Origin of the sequence: Pseudarthrobacter sp. NamE2, assembly GCF_005796205.1 — a bacterium.
GTDB lineage: Bacteria > Actinomycetota > Actinomycetes > Actinomycetales > Micrococcaceae > Arthrobacter.
On the sequence record NZ_VAHN01000009.1, the window covers coordinates 43426 to 61844 of the forward strand.

Sequence of the window (18419 nt, forward strand, 5' to 3'; positions counted from 1 at the left end):
GCTAAGCATGCTTCCTATTTCGAAAGGGTCCACCTGATGCGGAAAGTACCAGCGCTTGGATTGATGACCGCGGCGATGCTGGCCCTGGCCGGCTGCACCGGAGGTGGCGGCGGCGCTGCCAGCCCCACGGCAACGGCTACCGCCACAGCTTCCGCGACGGAAACGGCCCAGGAAAAGGCGTACACCGAAGATGAGCTGCGCAACCTCATCTCTGGTAAGGCCGACGCGGACGGCAACGAACTCAAGCTCTACTCGAAGGAGCAGGTGGACCAGGGCGGAAACATTGCCAACCTGCTGCTGAGCACCGCCAATGTTGACCCCGAGGACTGCAAGGACATTGCCACCGCAGGGCTTCTGGACACGGTGGAGGAAGGCGAGATCGCCGTCGCGATTTCCGAGGGCAACCAGCCGCGCACGCTGTCCGCCCAGTCCAGCGCGGAGGGGGAGAATGCGGAGCAGGTCCTGACGGAGATCAAGGGCAAGATGAGCCAGTGCTCCACCTTCACCGTTGACGCCCTGGGCCAGAGCTACGAAGTGTCCAGCGAGGAGCTCCAGGCCGAGACGGACGCCGCGGAAACCTTTGCCACGCTCAGCACCCGCAGCGGCGAGAACCAGCAGAAGCTGATGCAGGTCTCCGCCGCCGAGGGACGGCTGCTGGTGGTTGCCACCAAGAGCGGCGCGGACCTGGGCGATACCGACCAGAAGGAGCTTGAGGACCTGATTAATGAGGTGCTTGAGCAGGCGGACCACGGCGGCGCAACGTCCAGCCCGACGTCCACCTCCACCTCCACTTCCACGGGCACGGCCTCGCCCGACGAATCCGCGTCACCGACGGCGACGGACACCGAAACGGAGGACAGTGCGACGTCGACGGCTTCGCCGACCGCCTCGCGCTAACAGAACCCGAAAGGCGGGCAGGACCCTGGTGGTTCTGCCCGCCTTTTGCGCATCTGGGCTGAGCGGAAGCTTCGTCAGTCCGGACTGTTGCCCGTTCCACTCCGGGCAGTCTTGCTCATGTGAAACTGGGGAATGTCCGCCGGACTTGGGCCGCCGCGGAACTTGGGCGACGGCTGCTGTCCCTCGCTGATGCGCTGCAGCTCCTGGTCCTCAAAGGCTTCTTCCTTGCCCAGCATGACCGCGGAATCATGATTGGTGATCTCGCCTTTGAAAGCGCGCAACATAACGCTCCGGTCGAACTGTCCCTCCCACTTGGAGACGACGAACGTGGCGACGCAATTGCCCAGCAGATTGACGACGACACGCATGGAGTCCATCAACCGGTCTGCGCCAAGGAGGAGCGCGACGCCGGCAACCGGGAAGATGCCCAGCGCCGCGGCGGTTGCCGAGAGAGCCAGGAACGAGGAGCCGGGAACACCGGCCATTCCCTTCGACGTCAGCAGCAGGACACCGAGGGCAGCCAGTTGCTGGCCGAAATCCAGGTTGTGGCCAAAGGCCTGGGCAAGGAAAAGCAGGGAGATCGAAAGGTAGATGGCCGCCCCGTCCAAGTTAAAGGAGTAGCCGGTAGGAACGACCAGGCCCGTGGTGGCGCGGGAGCAGCCGGCGTTGGTCAACTTGGTCATGATCCGTGGCATAACAGCTTCGGTGGACGCGGTGCCCAAGGCCAACAGGAACTCTTCACGGGTGTACTTAAGGAATTGCCAGAGGGGAACACGGGCCGTTGCCCAGGCGACGATGAACAGCAGGCCGATGAAGACGACGGCGGCGCCGTAGCAGGCGGCGATCAAGAGGGCGTAAGTGCTGAGCGTATCCAGCCCGTACTGGCCGATGATGAACGCCATGGCTCCGAATGCGCCGATGGGCGCGACCTTCATTATCCAGGACATGATCTTGAAAACCAGTTCCAGGACGGTCTCCATGAGGCTGATGACCGGCATGCACTTTTCGCGGCCGATGACCACGATGGCCGCCCCGAAGAACACGGAGAAGAACAGCACCTGCAGCAGACTGTTGTTGGCGAAGGCTCCAATGACGCTGGCCGGGATAACATCCAGGATGAAGGCTGCCGCATCCTTGGGTGCACCGGATCCTGTTTTGGCGTCGAGGTCTGCCTGGGACAGGGTGGCGGGATCGATGTTCAGGCCGGCCCCGGGTTGCACGACGTTGCCGACCACTAGTCCGAAGACCAGGGCGAAAAGTGTTGCTGCCGTGAAATAGACCAGGGCCTTGACCCCAACCCTTCCAACCGCTTTGACGTCGCCTACGGCTGAAATACCGGTGACGATCACCAGGAAAATCAGCGGCGCGATGATCATTTTGATGAGTTTGATGAAGCCATCTCCGAGCGGCCTCAGTTGGGAGCCGAGGTCCGGCCAGAAATGTCCCAAAAGGACACCAGCCACGACGGCGATCAGAATTTGGAAGAAAAGCGACTTGTACAGCGGCTTTTTCTTCCCGGGCACCGAACTCGCCTTCAGTGCCTCAGGGTTTGGGATCTTCATTGACCTTTACCTATCCGGTGGGGGACGTCCCGCTTTGCGGGCCTAGGTTCAACGTAATCCCGGTCACACTTCTTCCGCAAGAGGAAATTCAATTTCCACTATGCGAAATTGCTAATTCCGCTTTGTGACTGCTCCGCGGTGGACGGGGGTGGCGGGGTCGAGGTTGTGGAGAACACGCTGCAAGCTGCGAACCAGATCCTGCGCTGGGACTGCCGCGTCCACTTTGATGAAGCTTTCGTACTCAGGCAGGTTCCTGTAGCCGTCGCGGAACGCGGTGAGGTCCTCCAGGGTTTCGGCGTCTGTGCCGCGGGCCGTAATCCTGCGGTGCGCCTCTGCCGGGTCCAGCTCCAGATGGACGGCGGCGGCAGGGCGGGGCAGTGCCGACAGGAGCCAGGGCAGGAACCGGCCGCGGGCTAGTCCCTTGGTATTCCGCAGCGCCAACTGGCAGTACAGGTGCCGGTCCATCACCACCAGCCCTTCGAACCGGCTGGCACGCGCGTGGGAAACCAGGACATTCCACACCCGAAAGGTTGTTTCGATGCAATCGGCCAGGCGGCCGGGCAGCCGGACGCCCAGGCGGCTGCTGACGACGGACATCGTGCGGCGGCCGGCATGGTTGTTCAGCAGCACCGCCTTGCCGCCTCCGGCCCGCACTCCCGCAACCAGGGCGCGGGCCGCCGTCGACTTGCCGGAACCGTCGATTCCGGAAAGAACTAAGATCACCTGTCTCCTTCCGCTACCGATTAAACGCCTCCAACTCCCGCAAAGTCCCGGCTGCGGGGAAACTCACAGGTAAGAAGGCGGTTTTCACAGGTTTCTGGCGGGTAACAGAGGTTCCGGCTGCCGGATTGCCCGGCAGGTCCGGCGGCCAGCCCGTAGGCTGGGAGCCGGAGCCGGGCGGCAACCCGGTCCGGAACGGCCAGTATCCACGGTGAAAGGCAGGACCATGACCACTTCCAACGATGAGCCCCTGAACACTGCCGACCTTCGCGGCCCCGGCGACCCTGACGAAGTCCAGGACGGGGCCGGCAAAGAAAAGAAAGCGCCGCAGAGCGGGCAGCATCCGGAGCTTCCCAACGCGTCCAACATCCGGGAGGAGCAGCAGACCCACGCTGGCGGTGCCATCCCTGCGTCGTACGTTGGCAGCGGGGATCCCGGCCAGGAGCACAAACCCGAGGAAGCCCTGCAAGAGGGCACCTGGGACGACGAGCTTTGAGGTGATCACCCGCGCCGAGGTTGGTGAGGCGGCCCGCCGCACCACCGGACTGACCCGGCTTACCCCGGTACTCCAAGCTGACCCGGGAGAATTCCCCGGGCAGCTGTGGTTCAAGTGCGAATTCATGCAGCACACCGGCACCTTCAAGGCCCGCGGAGCCCTGAACCGCATCCTGGCGAGCAAGGAACGCGGTGAACTCCGGCCGGACGTCGGCGTGGTGGTGGCGTCCGGTGGTAACGCGGGCCTTGCCAACGCCTACGCGGCAGCCCAGCTGGGCGTTTCCGCCACGGTCTTTGTTCCGGCCGCCGCTCCTGAGGTCAAGGTCCGGAAGCTCAAGGCCATCGGCGCGAACGTTGTGCAAGGCGGTACCGAGTACGCCGAGGCCTACCAGGCTGCCGTCAGGCATGCGCAGGAAACAGGCGCCGTTTATTGCCACGCCTACGATCAACCGGAGATCGCAGCCGGTGCGGGAACAGTAGGATCCGAAGTGCTGGAGCAGGTGCCCGGCCTGGACACGATCCTGGTCGCCGTTGGCGGTGGCGGGCTGATGGCAGGCATTGCGGCCGCCGTGGAAGGCAAGGCCAAAGTGGTGGCCGTGGAGCCGGCCACTGCGCCCACCCTGAACGCCGCCCTTGCCGCCCGGAAACCGGTGGATGTACCGGTGTCCGGCGTGGCCGCCGACTCGCTGGGCGCCCGGCGCATCGGCGACATCGGCTTCTCCGTGGCGGTCCGCGCCGGCGTCGAAAGCGTCCTGGCGTCCGACGACGACATCGTCGCCGCCCGCTCCGGGCTCTGGCACGGCTACCGGATGGTGGTGGAGCATGGTGCCGCGACGGCTTATGCCGCCCTCACCAGCGGGGCGTACGTGCCGCACCCGGACGAACGCGTGGCCGTGATCCTGTGCGGCGCCAACACGGACCCGGCCAGCCTGTAGACCAGGCGGCCGGGCAGGTTGGGCGAACCTTCTGTTAGCTGCAGAACTGGCTGTAGGTGTTGCCGGCCTGCTGGTAACCGGCCTGGAGCTCGGCGAGCTTGGCCTCGTCCGGGGATTCCTTCGCCTGCTCGTCCGTGTATTCAAGGATTGACGCGAGCGCAGGCTTCAGGTCATCCGAAGCAACGGCGTGGATGGGACGGATCTGGTTGGCGAGGCGGTTCATACCCGTCTTACCGGCGTTGTTAGCGGGGTTCGACACAACGGACTGGATCCGCTCGCAGGTTTCGGCGGTCGAGAGTTGGTGCGATTCGGAGCAGGCCGTTGCAGAGGCAAGGAGGCCGGCGGCGAGCAGGGCTGTGGCGAGTTTCTTCATGGGTCCCTCAGTAGTGGATTGACCTTTCGATTGTAAGCAGAATGGGGGCTCCCATGCCTTGGCGGGCCCTCCCGGCGCTACTTAAACTGGCAGCACCATCGTGCGGAGCTGCCGCAGATCGGCCCCGCGCATCAGCCCAATCAAGGATGCATCATGCGCCGAACAGTACACCGCCGCGCAGTTGTAGGGCTCATCGCCTTGATGGCCCTGGTCCTTCCCACCGCTGTTCCCGCCTCGGCCGGGGAGTCGTCCAGATCCGGCGTCATAGTGCTCGAGGGTGCCACCTCCGCCGAGGGCATCACAGCCGGGCGGGGAACTACTTTCTATGCCGGTGAGCTGCGTACCGGCGACATCTTCAAGGGGGACATCCGGGAGGGGAAGGCCAAGCGGTTCATTGATGCGCCGGAAGGCCGGATGGCAGTTGGGATGAAGTTCGACCACCGCAACGGCCTGCTGTTCGTGGCGGGCGGCATGTCGGGTAAGGCCTACGTCTACGACACGGGGACCAGGAAAGCACTGCCGGAAATTGCCCTCACTACAAAGGAGAATTCGTTCATCAACGATGTGACCCTGACCAGGGATGGCGCGTGGTTCACGAACTCCAAGTACCCCGAACTGTACTTTGTCTCCGTCGATCGCGAAGGCGGTACCGGCACCCCGAAAACGCGGACGCTCGATGACCCAAGTCTGGTCCTCAAGGATCCGGCAACGCAGTTCGGCCTCAACGGCATCGCTTCCGCCAGGAACGGGCGGGTCCTGATCGTGGCGCATTCATTCAACCAGGCCCTGTACACCTACGAGCCCAGGACGAAGGAGACCTCGCGGATCGAGACCGGGGCCCTGCCTAACGTTGACGGCATCGTGGTCCGCGGCAAGACGGTGTGGGCAGTGCAAAACCAGCTGAATCAAATCAGCCGGATCAGGCTCAGCCACGATCTGGCTTCCGGCGAGGTCAGGGAAGTCATCAAGAGCCCGGACTTCAACGTCCCCGCAACTGCCGCGCTCTTCGGGGCCACCCTGGCAGCCGTGAACGCCCAGTTCGGGCAGCCCCCGGGCCCGCATGAAGTGGTCCTGGTCCCGGCCCGGCACCACCACCATGGGCACGACTGACCCTTAAAACCCAAACTGGCTGGCAGTAAACGTCCCCAAGCCACGGGTTCGGAACGTCTGCTGCCAGCCAGTTTTATTTGGCTCACGCGGCTACTTCCCGAGGTACCGGCCCGGGCGGTGGTTCAGCGCCACGATGAGGTTCAGCAGGGCGGCGCCCGCCGCCGAGAGCAGCACCATCAGGGGTGACACCAGCACCAGAGCCGCCAAAACAATGGCCACGTCCAGCACCATCTGCACATACCCGGCACGCCACTTCAGCTTCTCCTGCAGGAGCAAAGCCAGGATGTTGAAGCCGCCCAGGCTGGATTTGTGCCGGAACAGGATGAGCAGTCCGACGCCGGCCAGCAAATTTCCGCCCAGCACCCCGTAAGCCGGGTGGATGTCAAGGGAGCCCAGCGCCCAAGGATGCAGGCTCGCCAGGGTGGAAACCAGTGCGATGGCCAGACCGGTACGGAGGGCGAAGTTCCAGCCCTTCTTCCAAATGGCGAGGCCGAAGAACGGCAGGTTCACACCGAAGAAAATGGCGCCGAACGGCAGCGGGAGGGTGTAGCTGAGCAGCAGCGCCAGGCCGGCGGTCCCGCCGGTCACGGCTTCGCTGGAGTTCAGCAGGTACAGCCCGAGGGACGCGGCGAACGTCCCGGTTATGAAGCCCAGCACATCCTCAAGCGGGGAATGGCGGACGGCCGACGGCGGCGCGGCCGGTGCCGCCGTCGTCATGCTTTGCTCTGTACCCGCGTTAGTCGTGGCCGGGCTGGGAAGGGTGGAAGTACTCACTGTGCTGCAAACCGCCCGCGGTCCGTGAGGACTGCCAGCACGCGGTCATTCGTTTCCCTGCCGGCCAGGGTGATGCGGACGCCGTCGCCCGCGTAGCCCCGGGCCAGGATGTCCGCCTCGGACAGGGCAGCCAGCAACTGTTCACGCAGTTCGTCAGAAGCGCGGAGCCAGTAGAAGTTGGCCTGGCTGTCCGGGACCTCCCAGCCGAAGCTCCGGAGGGCGCCGATAACCCGCGTGCGTTCCAGCGCCACCGCTTCGGTCCGCGCAGCAATCTCATCCTCCGCCGCCAGCGACGCCACGGCAGCGGCCTGCGCCATCCGGTTCACCCCGAACGGAATGGCGGTGCGCCGCAGCCCCTCCGCCAGGGAAGGCCGGGCAATGGCGTATCCGATCCGCAGGCCGGCCAGCCCGTAGGCCTTGGAGAAGGTCCGCAGGATGCACAGGTTGGGATACCGCCGGTACAGCTCCAGGAAGTCCACGCCCGGTCCGCGCTGAAACTCTATATACGCCTCGTCCAGCACCACCAGCACGTGCGGCGGCACCTTGCTGAGGAAGTCCTCGAGCGCTCCCGCCGCGATGGCTACGCCGGTCGGGTTGTTGGGCGAGCAGAGAAGCACCAGGCGGGTGCGGTCCGTGATGGCCGCGGCCATGGCCTCAAGGTCGTGGTGCTCGTTGTCCAGCAGCGGGACCGGGACGGGCCGCGCGCCGGCGATGGTGACCAGGATGGGGTAGGCCTCGAAGGAGCGCCACGCAAAAACCACCTCGTCGCCCGCATCGCAGACGGCGAAGATGATCTGCTGCAGCACACCCGAGCTTCCGGGACCGGCCGCGACTTCTTCCGGAGACACTCCATGGTGCCGGGCAATCGCCTCGCGTGCGTCCACCACACCCATGTTCGGGTAGCGGTGGATCCGGGCCGTCTCCGCGGAGATGGCATCGACGACCGACGGCAGCGGAACGAAGTGGCTCTCGTTCGAGGCAAGGGCGGCAGTGAGTTCCGTTGCTGCGCTCTTGCCGGCCACATAGGCGGGAAGATGTTCGACGGCGGCGCGCAGCCCGGGTGCGGAGGCTTCGGGAAGGGTGCTGGTCATGCCAGCATGGTGCGGCAGTGCGTCCGGCCTGCGCAACACAGCGGAAGTCAGCAGGACAGATCAGGGCTCTCGGTTGCCGCCAAGTGGCAGAATGCTCAACATGCACCCCATTGATGCTCTTGACGCCGAGATCCTCCTCACACTTGACCAGGACCCCCAGGCAACAGTGCTGTCCCTGTCCAGGACGCTTGGAGTGGCCCGTAATACCGTCCACGCGCGGCTCAAGCGACTCGTCAGTGACGGCACCCTGGCGCCCTTCAGCCAGCGGGTCCGCACCGAGGCGCTGGGCCTCCCGCTGACGGCCTTCATTTCGATTTCCATCAGCCAGTCCTCAAGCGACCAGGCGATGGCGGCCCTGCTGACCATCCCGGAAATCATCGAAATGCACGCCACCACGGGCGACGCGGACCTGCTCGCCAAAGTGGCCGCGAAGGACCCGGCCGACCTCCACCGGGTGACGAACGCGATGCTGGCAATTGCCGGCGTCGTACGAACCAGCACGGCCATGTCCCTGGTGGAGGTCATGCCCGCCCGGACCGTGCCGCTGCTGGAAGCGGTGGCGGGCAGGAGGTAGAACAACCGCCACCACAGGCACCGAAAAAGAACAATTTCTACCACTTAGTACCGGAATAACCCTTGACCCGGCTGCAGGCCCACTGATAAACCTAAAGGGCAGAAAGCGTTTTCCACCTTCCTGAAACTCCCCTCCAACTCCCGACGGAGTGGACTTGCGAACATGTGTGAAACGTTCCAAACTGTCGTCCGGCAGACTCAGCTGCCGACGCATCAAAGGAGATGTACTTTGGCTTTTCCCTCGAAATGTTCCTACAAATCCCGCGCCGGCCGAGCCTGGAAAGCTGCTCCCCTGACGGCCGCCGCCTCACTGACCGCGGCCGCTATCGCCTTCACGGGGGTTCCCCTCGCTCAGGCCAACCCGGGCGGCCCCAACCTTCCGGCCGTTTCCGGCAAGGCGGAGACCAAGCGCCAGGTGGAGAACCTGGACCGGGCACCCGTGGCCGTGCTCACGGACCAAGGCGTCACACTCGGCTGGCGCATGCTTGGCCTGGACAAGGACAGCGTCGGCTTCCATGTGATCCGCGACGGCGTCCAGCTCACGGAAGAACCTATCCGGGACACCACCACGTACGTTGACCCGGCCGGCACTGCCGCATCCAAGTACGTCATCAAGACCGTGGGTAACGGCAACGGACAGGACAGGCTCAGCGCCGAATTCACCCCGCTGGCCCAGAACTACCTGGCCATCAAGCTGGACAAACCTGCCGACGGCGTCACCCCCACCGGGCAGGCCTACAGCTACACCGCCAATGACGCCAGTGTTGCGGACCTGGACGGCGACGGCAGCTACGAGATCATCCAGCTCTGGAACCCCACCAACGCCCAGGACAACTCCAAGTCCGGCTTCACCGGCAACGTGTACGTGGATGCCTACAAGATGGACGGCACCAAGCTGTGGCGCATCGACCTGGGCCGCAACATCCGCGCCGGCGCCCACTACACCCAGCTGCTCGCCTACGACTTCGACGGCGACGGCAAGGCCGAAGTCTCCATGAAGACGGCCGACGGCACCACGGACGGCGCCGGAACCGTGATCGGCAACGCGGCAGCGGATCACCGCAACAGCGGCGGCTACATCCTGTCCGGCCCCGAGTACCTCACCGTCTTCAACGGCGCCACCGGCACCGTCATGGACACAGTGCCCTACGACCCGCCGCGCGGCAGGGTCTCCGCATGGGGCGACGGCTACGGCAACCGCGTGGACCGCTTCCTGGCCGGCGTGGCCTACCTGGACGGCGAAAAGCCGTCCCTGATGTTCAGCCGCGGCTATTACACCCGCACCGTCCTGGTGACCTACGACCTGGTGGACGGCAAGCTCGTGAAGCGCTGGAGCTTCGACTCCGATATTGCCGGTGCCGAGTACAGGGGCCAGGGCAACCACAACCTGTCCGTCGCGGATGTGGACCAGGACGGCAAGGACGAGTTCGTCTTCGGCTCCATGACCATCGACGACGACGGCAAGCCGCTCTACAACACCAAGCTGGGCCACGGCGACGCAATCCACACCAGCGACTTCGATCCCTCCCGTCCCGGCCTGGAAACCTTCGCCGTGCACGAGAGCATGAGCCAGAGCGGAAACCGCGGCGCCACCTTCCGTGACTCCGCCACCGGTGAAGTTATCTGGAGCATCCCGGCCGCCCGGGACACCGGCCGCGGCGCTGCAGGCGACATCGACCCCCGTTACGCGGGTGCCGAAGGCTGGGCCGTGGGCGGCGACGCTGCCTGGAATTCCCCGGTCGGCTACCTGATGTCGGCCCAGGGTGAGCGGATCGCGGACAAGATCCCGGCCGCCAACTTCCTGGCCTGGTGGGACGGCGACCTGCTCCGCGAGATCGTTGACCACGACTTCGACGCAGCCGCCGGTGTGGGCGTGCCCACCGTCTCCAAGTGGAACTGGGAAACCCAGTCCAGCGACCGCCTGCTGACCGCCACGGGTGCCCGCACCAACAACCACACCAAGGGCAACCCGTCGCTCCAGGCCGACTTGCTGGGTGACTGGCGTGAGGAACTGGCCTTCCCGTCGTCGGACAGCACCGAACTGCGGATCTACACCAGCACCTCGCCCACCGAGGTCCGCCTCCGCACCCTGATGCATGACACCGTCTACCGGACGGCCGTCGCCCGGGAGAACGTGGCCTACAACCAGCCGCCGCACCCGAGCTTCTTCATCGGCGAGGGCATGGAAGCCCCGGCCAAGCCGAACGTGACCTACGCAGGCACGGACAAGTAACAGCCACCGGCAAGTAAGCAGTAACGGCAAGCGCCGCCCGCCTCGGGGGAGAGGCGGGCGGCGCTTGCTCTTATGGGATAACGACGGCGGCGGACGGCCATTGGAGCGAAAGGCCCGGCGCCGGCTGTCAAATGCGTTAGTGCTGGCCGAGGTTGCCGCCCACAGGCGGCACACCGCCATCGGGCCGGCGGTCGTCCCTCAGGCGCTCGGCAGCGCTGAGGTTCTCGCCCTCCAGCGTCTCGTCCGACTCGCCCGTGGTGTCCACCAGGCCGTTGGTCTGGTCGAAGGCGTGCCCGATCCGGTCATTACCCAGGTCGGCGACCGAACCGGTGGAGCCCGCTGCCGCCGTCGTACCCGTTGTTGTGGTGCCAGTGGTTCCGCTAATGCCCGTGTCCGTGGTGTCCGTTGTGACTGGCGTAACGGTGGCCGGCTCGCCTGTCGCCACGGGGGTGACGGTCTCATCGGCAGCAGCTGCGGTCTCGTCCTTATTGCCGCCAGCGGCTACGGCTGCAGCCGCACCGGCGGCCGCCGCAACGCCGAGGCCGGCCGCGACCTTTCCGGAGATGCCTGCCTTGCCCGAGTCACCGCGGGATGCGCCTGCGTCCTCGACGCCGGGCGTGCCCATCGTGGCGCCGGGGTTGACCGTGCCGCGCCAGGCGCCGCTCGCATAGCCCTCGTCCTCGATGAATTCCTTGAACCGCTGCAGGTCTGTCTCGGCCTGCCGTTCCACGACGTTGAGCTTGTCACCAACCTTCTCGACAAGCCCTTCGGGCTCATATTCGAGGGTCAGCCGCAGGGAAGTCTGGCCGCCGCCCACGTCCTCGAAGTCCACGGCGCCGGCGTTGGTGGCGCCTTCGGTGGCGGCCCAGGCAACGCGGCGGTCCGGGACCTGCTCCAGAATCTTTGCTTCCCACTGCCGGCGGATGCCGCCGATCTCTGCGACCCACTCCAGCCGGTCGTCAGTCAGCTGCGTGACGCTCTTGACGCCACCCATGAAGTGCGGGAATTCCTCGAACTGGGTCCACTGGTTGTAAGCCGTGCTCACCGGTACGTTCACCAGAATGCGTTTTTCCACCTTCGTGCTCATAACGTCTCCTTCGCTTTGTTACCGGAAACTGATGAGTCGGTAAAAATCATCAGCATGCTTACCAACATACCTTTTGGGCGCGCACGTTTCCAGAGCCTGTTCCACAGCGCCCACATAACTCGCAGTTAACGTCGCGAAAAGGCGTTTTCAGTGCGTTAAGTGCGGGTTAGTTGCGTGGGGTTAGCGGAGGTGGTCGCCGATCAGCGCCAGGTTCTGGATGACGGCCAGGCCGAACTGTGCGGTGTCGTTCGTGGACACGGTGGGCGCCTCATCCACGGGCAGCAGCACGTACGGCGGTTCGATCTTCCGCAGCGTGAAGGCGGACTCATGGTTCAGGTGCTCGCCGCCCTCGGCGAAGCTTTCCCATGCCCGGGCTGCCAGTTCCGCATCCCCCAGCTTCGCTGCCGCATACGCCGTCAGCCGGCTGTGCGCCTGGGTGAGGTAGATGCCGGACAGTGCCTCGCCGACCTCCGCCACCTGCTCCTCCTTGCTGGCCAGGAACAGCCGGCAGTACTGCAGCCACGCCCGCTCGAACTCCGGATCGTCTACCAGGTCCACCAGCTCGCTGCAGATCTCCACCAGCCCGAACACCGCGCTGAGGTGCGATACCGAGATCTGTTCCCGGCCCGTATCGAACCTGCCCTTGTCCAGGTCATACAGCGCTTCGCCGGTGAGGAAGCCGTACTTCAGCGCGCCGATGTCCGCCATGGTGCCCAGCAGCCTGTCGCGGGAACGCGGGTTGCCGGTGCGCTCCCAGTCAGTGAGCCAGGTGGCAGCAAGCGAGCCCCAGTCCGTCCCGAGCCCCACGCCTAGGGCGCCGCGGTTGGGCCGGTAGGTGTCAGCGTCCGGACGGACCTTGCGGACCGGGTCCAGGCCCAGGAAGTTCTGGTCGCTGTCCACCAGTTCGGTCAGCAGGTCGCCGGTGCGTTCGTCCCCCGTCAGGTAGTAGTAGAACCGGCGGTAGGCGGGCGTGCTGATGCGCAGCTGCTTGGCGCTGCAGCCCCAGTGCTGGACGTTGTGCCGCGAACCAAGGCCTTTCCACGGCCCAAGATGGTAGACGTCCACCTCACCGGTGTGCCGCGTCATGGCCTCAGCGAAGCGGAAGATGTCCGCCCGGCCGGACCGCAGGTACGAGTACCAGAGCCACAGGTCCGGCGAGAGCTCGGAGTTGTCCCAGGCGTAGCCGCCGACGTCGTACCGCCACACGTGCCGGTCGAAGTCATAGGTGTGCATCACATCGCCGTAGTTCCAGAACCCGTACCAGCGGCGCTGCTCCACCTGGCCGGCGTAAAAGTCGAAGAGGAAGTCCAGCCGGTCTTCGAGCCGTGCCCGCGCCGGGGTGCTGCGGTCAACCGGATCCCAGTCGCCGAAGACGCCCACCGAGTGGAGGTACTCCGGGGTGGGCTGCAGCAGGGCCGGCGTGGAGGACGCTGCTGCGTCCGCCGCCAGGCTCTCGATGGAGGGGGTGGCGCCATAAGCGAACAGAGTCAACTCGGATGTGCGGGCAATGCCGGTGGCGTTGCCGAAGCCCGGTTCGTAGTCCTCGTAGGTGATTTCGAGGCCCTCGAGCTGTTCCTCAAACGTGTCCTGGCCCAGGCCGTCGTGGTAGAAGCGCAGGTCCATGGGCTGCGCCTCGGGGGAGTACAGCCAGGCGGTGAGCGAGGCTTCGCCGGTGGCTGCCCCGCGGATGTCCAGCTGCCCGGGGTGCGACTGCCAGAAATCCTTGATCCCCACGCCCAGGCCGCCGCGGGTATCGCTGAGCGAGCAGAAGCCGGCCGAACGGGTGCCGCTGGAGATGCCCACCCAGCCGTGTCCTGCGGCCGTCCGCTTGCGCAGTTCAAAGCCGTCAGCGCTGAGCTGGCTGAGGGTGTAGTCGCCCCAGGTGGGTATCAGGTGCAGCCGTTCGGAGACTTCCGGATTCCAGGTGGACAGTGCGGGCGTGGGGCGTCCGGCAATCTGCGCCTCACGCACGTCGGCGCCGGGATCGCGCCGCAGGCCGGTGAGGCCGCGGACCGCTTCGGTGAGGAAACCGCCGTCGGCCCCGGCGATGCGGACATGCCGGTCATGCAGCCCGGCTTCCAGCGGCACGGTGAACCGGACGCCCAGTCCGGCCAGGAAATCGCGCTCCGCGTCGCCGTCCCAGATGAAGGAGTGGACCATGCGGACGCTGCGGGCGTTGGCGTAGAAGTAGAAACGTACTACGAAAGGCAGCCATTCCCGCCGTTCCCCGCCGGCGTCGTCTCCGCGGTGCTTGCCCTCCAGCCGCACCACGGCGCGCACGGGTCCGTCCTGTTCAAGCTCGACGGCGGTGACCTCGCCGGTGAAGGCGGTCCGGCTGGCCGTCCCGGCCTCCTCCAGCAGGCCGTCCTGCAGCAGGCTCACCAGCCGCGCGTCCCGGGCAACGGTGCGCCCGTCGCGGACCAGGCTGCTGAACAGCATGGAGCCGCTGCGGTTGATGTCCATCCGAAGCCGGCCGGTGTCCACCGTTAGCGCCGCGGTGGTTTCGGTGACAGAAACCCGGCCCGCACTTCCGTTAGCGCCCGACGCCGGGACGTTGCCCTGGGAAGGGGAGGCGCCGCCGTCGTGCGTCACCTGGTAGGTCTCCGACGGTGAATCCGTAGCGGGAAGCGCGAGGCCGGCCCACTTGAGGGACCCGTCCGGCCACGTGGCCAGGGGCCAGGCCTGGCTGGGGACCGGGGCTCCTGCCGCGTCCGCCACCTGCAGGGCTGCGGTGCCGGGCACCGTGCCGCGCGCGAAGGGCATGCCCCATGTGGTCCCGCTGCTGATTGCTGCCGGTGGCTCGCCGTCGATCCACCTGATAAGGGTGCTGTCCGTCATAACATCCACTCCCGCTGGTAGAGCGCGCATTGAGATTCCCGCTACCTCGCGGGAAAGCGCTTTCTTGAATCCTTTCAACCTACTGCTGCAGCGGTGACGGTGCAAGGGGTGGCCGGGATGCGGCCGGGGCTAGGCCTTCTTGGGTGCGGCTGCGTCGGGCTCGTCCGGTCCTTCCGCCGGGTCCTGGGTATGGACGCGGATTTCCGTGACGTCCGCGTCCGGATCGCCTTCGGCCGGCGCTTCGGTGTGGACCCGCTCGTCTAAGGGGTTCTCGGTCATTGGCTGGCTCCTTTGGAGGCTGCGGGACACCGCGAAACTCTGGGCTGCTTCTGGAAAACTCCTGCGGCTAAGGATTATTCAGCGCTCCCGGCAACGGGCCTGTCAAGGACGTCAGGGTAAGCGCCGGGGGGTTCTGGCCGTGGTCTGCCTTCTGTGTTGGACTGATGGGGCAGTCACCACCAACTGCCGGCGCCGCCCAAGGGGAGCGCCGGCACCATCTCCAGCAGAACATGGACGGCCGACGCTCACCGGCCATTGGAAGGAACACTCATGGCACCGTTCAAGATCGGCTACTTCGTGGGGAGCCTCTCGGCCGGCTCGATCAACAGGGTCCTCTCCAAGGCGCTGATCAAACTCGCCCCGGAGGACCTCGAGTTCACGGAGATCCCCATCAAGGACCTCCCGCTCTACAACTACGACCTCGACGCCGACTTCCCGGCGCCGGCACAGGCCCTCAAGGACGCAGTGGAGGCCTCAGACGGCATCCTTTTCGTCTCCCCCGAATACAACCGGTCCATTCCGGGCCCGTTGAAGAACGCCATCGACTGGGGCTCCCGGCCGTGGGGGTCCAACTCCTTCGCCCGCAAGCCAACCGGCATCATCGGCGCTTCCGTGGGCAGTATCGGCACCGCCGTGATGCAGTCTTCCTTCCGGAGCGTCCTGAGCTTCCTGGACGCGCCGCAGCTGAACGCCCCGGAGGCCTACATCCATTACGACGCCGCGGTGTTCGGTGAGGACGGCGAGGTCAGGAACGGGAGCACCGCCAAGTTCCTGCGGCACTACATGGACGAGTACGGCGCCTTCGTGGCCCGCGTCCTGGCCGCGAACGCACCCGGCCACATCGGCGACATTGAACTCGATGAGGACAAGCTGACCCGCTGACCGGCCGGCAAGCGTACAGAGGCCCGCCGTCCCAGCACGGCGGGCCTTCGGGCCTTGTAGTTGTGACGGCGTCAGTCCAGCGGCAGGGTTACCGTCACGCTGGTGCCGTGGCCGGGGCTGGAGTCGATTTCCACGGACCCCCCTGCCTCGCGGACAGCAACCGCCATCAGCCGGAGCCCGTACCCGTGGTGCCGGCCGCAGGTGGCGCGGCGGCTGTCAAAGCCGGTGCCGTCGTCGGACACCACCAGCCGGATGCCGTGGTGCACCGCGGCGAGTTGAACCGTGAGGTGCGATGCTGCCGAGTATTTGTAGGCGTTGCTGAGCGCCTCCCGGGCCGACTGGTACAGGAGGGACGCGCAGTCCACCGGAATCTCGATGCCCCAGTGCGGAGTGTCCCAGCGGATCGCTGTCCCGCGCTGCCGGAGGGGCCCGGTGAGCCGGTCGATGCAGCCGGCCAGCCCCAAGGCGTGGAAATCCAGCGGATGCTGATCGGTCAGCACGCCTCCCACGGTAGTGACGTCGTCGTCAAAAGCTGTTTCGTGTTGCATGACTTCCTGCTCCCCACAAGCTGGTCTGTCCTTGTTCCTCCAGCGTGGACCTGCAACTTCAGGGGCCGGCAAGGTTTGGGTCAAGATCGAATCAATTCTGGCGGCGCTGCCGGCCGCGCCGGATTACGGCTGCTTCAGGACCGCAGGCGGCGGGTACGGCCCCTCCGGAATGGCTTCTGCTGGGGAGCCGGAAAGTGGGTCAAAAATGCCGCTTTGGCTGCAGGCGCTGCTGTGGGGCACAGTGGCCGGGGCCGCCCTGCAGCAGTCAGGTTTCGCAGTTCACGGCACGTCCTCCGGCTTTGATGGTGTTGAGGCGGTTCGAATGCATTGCCCCGACATTGTGACTATGGATGTTGGCCTACCAGACTTCGACGGGCTGGAGGCCTCGCGGCGGATCAGGACCTTCAGCGATGCCTACCTCATCATTGTCACCAGCCGGGGGGACGAGGCCGATGCCTTGATGGGTTTCGAAGCCGGCGCGGACGACTATCTCACCAAACCCTTCCGCCCCCGCGAACTCCGGGCGCGGATCGCTGCCATGCTGCGCAGGCCCAGGAGCCTAAGCACCCGCAGCGCTGAACCTGTTCTATCCGGCGGGCGCCACAGGGAGCAGACTGGGCACCTTGCAACGGACGACGGTGGCCGGACGAGTCCGGGCGACCAGCCGCGGGACGAGTTCCTCCCGGAGCAGCAGGTCGCTCCGCGTGCTGCGACTTCGCCCATAAGGGCCTCACTGTGCACGAGAGTTCCCGGCAGGCGGCCATCAATGGAAGTCAGGTGGACCTGACCCGGACCCAGTTCGATATCCTCCTGGTCCTGATGGAAAATGGCCGCACGGTCCAGACCAAGGCAGACCTTGTCCGGCGGCTCCGCAACGAGCCCTACAGCACAAACTCGTACGTCAGTCCGGGGGAAGAGCGGGCAGTCGAGGTGCATCTGGGGAACCTCCGTAAGCGGTTGGGGGACAGCTCCCGGAACCCGCGCTGGATTGAAACCGTGCGGGGAGTGGGCTACCGCATGACGCAGTAGCGGATCGGCCAGGTTCTTTCCCGGACACTGTCACGTATCCTCGTTCGTGAGCCGGACCCGCCGCGCATCTGAGGGAGGCCAGAATGCCGTGGGAAATCATCGCCGGGATCGCGGTAGGTATCCTGCTGCCCTATGCCGTTCTGTTGTTGATGCTGTGGCTGTACGCCCGCCGCAATCCGGAGACCGCCACCCTGAAGGACGCCCTGCGGCTCCTTCCGGACCTGTTGCGGCTCGTCCGGAGGCTGGCCGCGGACCGCACCCTCGCCGTCGGAATCCGCGTCCGGCTGGTGCTGCTGCTGGCGTATCTGCTCTCGCCCATTGACCTGGTGCCGGACTTCGTTCCCGTCATCGGCTACGCGGACGACGCCGTGATCGTCGCCCTGGTGCTGCGCTCGGTGATCAAGCGCGCCGGCGCAGAAGCTGTGCGCAGGCACTGGCCCGGAACCGCCGCCGGGCTGGACATCATCCTGAAGGCGGCCTCCCCGGTGCAACGGCGGCGGTAAAAACTTCGGCCTGTTCCGTCTCTTTTGAGCCGCAGGACTGTTAGCGTGGAGGCCCGGCCAATGAAGGAGGAGCGATGACTGTCAATTCACCGGATTCACTGCCCGACGACGAGTCCCAGGAAGGTGCCGAAGGCACGGGCGGAAAGGGTGGGATCCCGCAGGGTGGCGACGGAATCGGCATTTCCGTAGACGCAGAGCCCAACACCTTCGAACCGGAAGAGGACCCGGACGCCACGGAGGACCCGCAAAGTCCGTAGGGGATATTCTCTCAAGGTTCCATCAAGATTCACCGAAGGGGCCCTTTTTGGAATTCTGCCCAGGCTACCGGCCGGTAGATTTCTATCTGTTTCCAGTTCCCCAACACGGAAGCACAAAAGCCCCCGCGCTGGAGCCTGACTCGCGCGGGGGCTTCGCCCCAAGCCGCAGCAAAGCTCGGCTGGAACCCATCCTGTCGCCGATCCAGCCTGCCCGAGGGATCACTGGATTCGGC

At 65.6% G+C, this 18419-nt stretch carries 20 protein-coding genes; 11 read left to right on the forward strand and 9 right to left on the reverse strand.

Features of this window, described 5'->3' with window-relative positions; translation table 11 throughout:
- Nucleotides 1–36: 36 nt before the first annotated feature.
- Entirely contained in the window at nt 37–897 is an 861-nt protein-coding gene (locus FDW83_RS11850) for a hypothetical protein (RefSeq protein WP_240720966.1), read from the forward strand.
- A gap of 74 nt (nt 898–971) precedes the next feature.
- Here the strand turns inward: FDW83_RS11850 and FDW83_RS11855 are convergent, their stop codons facing one another.
- Together FDW83_RS11855 and FDW83_RS11860 are read right to left on the reverse strand one after the other, a co-directional pair.
- Nucleotides 972–2459 carry a cation:dicarboxylate symporter family transporter gene (locus FDW83_RS11855; protein ID WP_138138291.1) on the reverse strand — a complete coding sequence of 496 codons (1488 nt, stop codon included), beginning with the start codon at nt 2457–2459 and terminating at the stop codon, nt 972–974.
- Nucleotides 2460–2570: 111 nt separating this feature from the next.
- Entirely contained in the window at nt 2571–3182 is a 612-nt protein-coding gene (locus FDW83_RS11860) for an AAA family ATPase (protein ID WP_138138292.1), read from the reverse strand.
- Nucleotides 3183–3405: 223 nt separating this feature from the next.
- Here FDW83_RS11860 and FDW83_RS11865 point away from each other — a divergent pair, with 223 nt between their 5' ends.
- Nucleotides 3406–3675, forward strand: a complete 270-nt coding sequence (locus FDW83_RS11865; RefSeq protein WP_138138293.1) for a hypothetical protein — start codon at nt 3406–3408, stop codon at nt 3673–3675.
- Nucleotide 3676: 1 nt separating this feature from the next.
- Nucleotides 3677–4609: a threonine/serine dehydratase gene (locus tag FDW83_RS11870; RefSeq protein ID WP_138138294.1), complete on the forward strand. Its 933-nt coding sequence runs from the start codon at nt 3677–3679 to the stop codon at nt 4607–4609.
- Between the two features lie 34 nt (nt 4610–4643).
- On the opposite strand, the gene FDW83_RS11875 is transcribed toward FDW83_RS11870, so the two are convergent.
- Complete coding sequence (locus FDW83_RS11875; protein WP_138138295.1) at nt 4644–4982, reverse strand: hypothetical protein; 339 nt, start codon at nt 4980–4982, stop codon at nt 4644–4646.
- A 153-nt stretch (nt 4983–5135) separates the two neighbouring features.
- Here FDW83_RS11875 and FDW83_RS11880 point away from each other — a divergent pair, with 153 nt between their 5' ends.
- Nucleotides 5136–6092, forward strand: coding sequence for a hypothetical protein (locus FDW83_RS11880; RefSeq protein WP_138138296.1), 957 nt, complete (start codon nt 5136–5138; stop codon nt 6090–6092).
- A 90-nt stretch (nt 6093–6182) separates the two neighbouring features.
- Here FDW83_RS11880 and FDW83_RS11885 read toward each other — a convergent pair whose 3' ends face one another.
- Together FDW83_RS11885 and hisC are read right to left on the reverse strand one after the other, a co-directional pair.
- Nucleotides 6183–6809, reverse strand: coding sequence for a YitT family protein (locus FDW83_RS11885; RefSeq protein ID WP_138138297.1), 627 nt, complete (start codon nt 6807–6809; stop codon nt 6183–6185).
- Between the two features lie 53 nt (nt 6810–6862).
- Nucleotides 6863–7957, reverse strand: a complete 1095-nt coding sequence (hisC, locus tag FDW83_RS11890) for a histidinol-phosphate transaminase (RefSeq protein WP_138138298.1) — start codon at nt 7955–7957, stop codon at nt 6863–6865.
- A gap of 91 nt (nt 7958–8048) precedes the next feature.
- On the opposite strand from hisC, the gene FDW83_RS11895 reads away from it, so the two are divergent.
- A complete protein-coding gene (locus tag FDW83_RS11895; protein WP_138138299.1) occupies nt 8049–8531 on the forward strand; it encodes an Lrp/AsnC family transcriptional regulator in 483 nt (160 codons plus the stop codon).
- A 228-nt stretch (nt 8532–8759) separates the two neighbouring features.
- Complete coding sequence (locus FDW83_RS11900; RefSeq protein WP_138138300.1) at nt 8760–10763, forward strand: rhamnogalacturonan lyase; 2004 nt, start codon at nt 8760–8762, stop codon at nt 10761–10763.
- Nucleotides 10764–10899: 136 nt separating this feature from the next.
- On the opposite strand, the gene FDW83_RS11905 is transcribed toward FDW83_RS11900, so the two are convergent.
- The 3 genes from FDW83_RS11905 to FDW83_RS19180 form a co-directional block, all read right to left on the reverse strand.
- On the reverse strand, nt 10900–11850 hold the full coding sequence (locus tag FDW83_RS11905) for an SRPBCC family protein (protein WP_138138301.1): 951 nt from the start codon (nt 11848–11850) through the stop codon (nt 10900–10902).
- 180 nt (nt 11851–12030) lie between these two features.
- On the reverse strand, nt 12031–14688 hold the full coding sequence (locus FDW83_RS11910; RefSeq protein ID WP_138138302.1) for a Tat pathway signal sequence domain protein: 2658 nt from the start codon (nt 14686–14688) through the stop codon (nt 12031–12033).
- Between the two features lie 129 nt (nt 14689–14817).
- Nucleotides 14818–14967 carry a hypothetical protein gene (locus FDW83_RS19180; protein WP_171027545.1) on the reverse strand — a complete coding sequence of 50 codons (150 nt, stop codon included), beginning with the start codon at nt 14965–14967 and terminating at the stop codon, nt 14818–14820.
- 270 nt (nt 14968–15237) lie between these two features.
- On the opposite strand from FDW83_RS19180, the gene FDW83_RS11915 reads away from it, so the two are divergent.
- Nucleotides 15238–15849 (forward strand): NADPH-dependent FMN reductase, encoded by a 612-nt coding sequence (locus tag FDW83_RS11915; protein ID WP_138138303.1) that lies wholly within the window; start codon nt 15238–15240, stop codon nt 15847–15849.
- A gap of 71 nt (nt 15850–15920) precedes the next feature.
- Here the strand turns inward: FDW83_RS11915 and FDW83_RS11920 are convergent, their stop codons facing one another.
- Nucleotides 15921–16397: a sensor histidine kinase gene (locus FDW83_RS11920; RefSeq protein WP_138138304.1), complete on the reverse strand. Its 477-nt coding sequence runs from the start codon at nt 16395–16397 to the stop codon at nt 15921–15923.
- A gap of 205 nt (nt 16398–16602) precedes the next feature.
- Here FDW83_RS11920 and FDW83_RS19770 point away from each other — a divergent pair, with 205 nt between their 5' ends.
- From FDW83_RS19770 to FDW83_RS11940, 4 genes are all read left to right on the forward strand, one after another.
- Nucleotides 16603–17184 (forward strand): response regulator transcription factor, encoded by a 582-nt coding sequence (locus FDW83_RS19770; protein ID WP_370281246.1) that lies wholly within the window; start codon nt 16603–16605, stop codon nt 17182–17184.
- A complete protein-coding gene (locus FDW83_RS19525; RefSeq protein ID WP_240720967.1) occupies nt 17175–17426 on the forward strand; it encodes a helix-turn-helix domain-containing protein in 252 nt (83 codons plus the stop codon). Before FDW83_RS19770 ends, FDW83_RS19525 begins: the two co-directional genes overlap by 10 nt.
- Before the next feature lie 83 nt (nt 17427–17509).
- Nucleotides 17510–17929, forward strand: coding sequence for a YkvA family protein (locus tag FDW83_RS11935; RefSeq protein WP_138138306.1), 420 nt, complete (start codon nt 17510–17512; stop codon nt 17927–17929).
- Nucleotides 17930–18003: 74 nt separating this feature from the next.
- The gene (locus FDW83_RS11940) at nt 18004–18186 is read left to right on the forward strand and encodes a hypothetical protein (RefSeq protein WP_138138307.1); all 183 of its coding nucleotides are present in this window, start codon (nt 18004–18006) and stop codon (nt 18184–18186) included.
- The last annotated feature ends 233 nt before the right edge of the window (nt 18187–18419 follow it).

Excerpts from the sequence above, each read along its gene's own strand:
- FDW83_RS11850 (WP_240720966.1), top strand. The coding sequence starts at position 37 with ATGCGGAAAGTACCAGCGCTTGGATTGATGACCGCGGCGATGCTGGCC.
- FDW83_RS11905 (WP_138138301.1), bottom strand. The coding sequence starts at position 11,850 with ATGAGCACGAAGGTGGAAAAACGCATTCTGGTGAACGTACCGGTGAGC.
- FDW83_RS11865 (WP_138138293.1), top strand. The coding sequence starts at position 3,406 with ATGACCACTTCCAACGATGAGCCCCTGAACACTGCCGACCTTCGCGGC.
- FDW83_RS11915 (WP_138138303.1), top strand. The coding sequence starts at position 15,238 with ATGGCACCGTTCAAGATCGGCTACTTCGTGGGGAGCCTCTCGGCCGGC.
- hisC (WP_138138298.1), bottom strand. The coding sequence starts at position 7,957 with ATGACCAGCACCCTTCCCGAAGCCTCCGCACCCGGGCTGCGCGCCGCC.
- FDW83_RS11880 (WP_138138296.1), top strand. The coding sequence starts at position 5,136 with ATGCGCCGAACAGTACACCGCCGCGCAGTTGTAGGGCTCATCGCCTTG.
- FDW83_RS11885 (WP_138138297.1), bottom strand. The coding sequence starts at position 6,809 with ATGACGACGGCGGCACCGGCCGCGCCGCCGTCGGCCGTCCGCCATTCC.
- FDW83_RS11935 (WP_138138306.1), top strand. The coding sequence starts at position 17,510 with ATGCCGTGGGAAATCATCGCCGGGATCGCGGTAGGTATCCTGCTGCCC.
- FDW83_RS11855 (WP_138138291.1), bottom strand. The coding sequence starts at position 2,459 with ATGAAGATCCCAAACCCTGAGGCACTGAAGGCGAGTTCGGTGCCCGGG.
- FDW83_RS19180 (WP_171027545.1), bottom strand. The coding sequence starts at position 14,967 with ATGACCGAGAACCCCTTAGACGAGCGGGTCCACACCGAAGCGCCGGCC.
- FDW83_RS19770 (WP_370281246.1), top strand. The coding sequence starts at position 16,603 with ATGCCGCTTTGGCTGCAGGCGCTGCTGTGGGGCACAGTGGCCGGGGCC.
- FDW83_RS11940 (WP_138138307.1), top strand. The coding sequence starts at position 18,004 with ATGACTGTCAATTCACCGGATTCACTGCCCGACGACGAGTCCCAGGAA.
- FDW83_RS11910 (WP_138138302.1), bottom strand. The coding sequence starts at position 14,688 with ATGACGGACAGCACCCTTATCAGGTGGATCGACGGCGAGCCACCGGCA.
- FDW83_RS11895 (WP_138138299.1), top strand. The coding sequence starts at position 8,049 with ATGCTCAACATGCACCCCATTGATGCTCTTGACGCCGAGATCCTCCTC.
- FDW83_RS11920 (WP_138138304.1), bottom strand. The coding sequence starts at position 16,397 with ATGCAACACGAAACAGCTTTTGACGACGACGTCACTACCGTGGGAGGC.
- FDW83_RS11875 (WP_138138295.1), bottom strand. The coding sequence starts at position 4,982 with ATGAAGAAACTCGCCACAGCCCTGCTCGCCGCCGGCCTCCTTGCCTCT.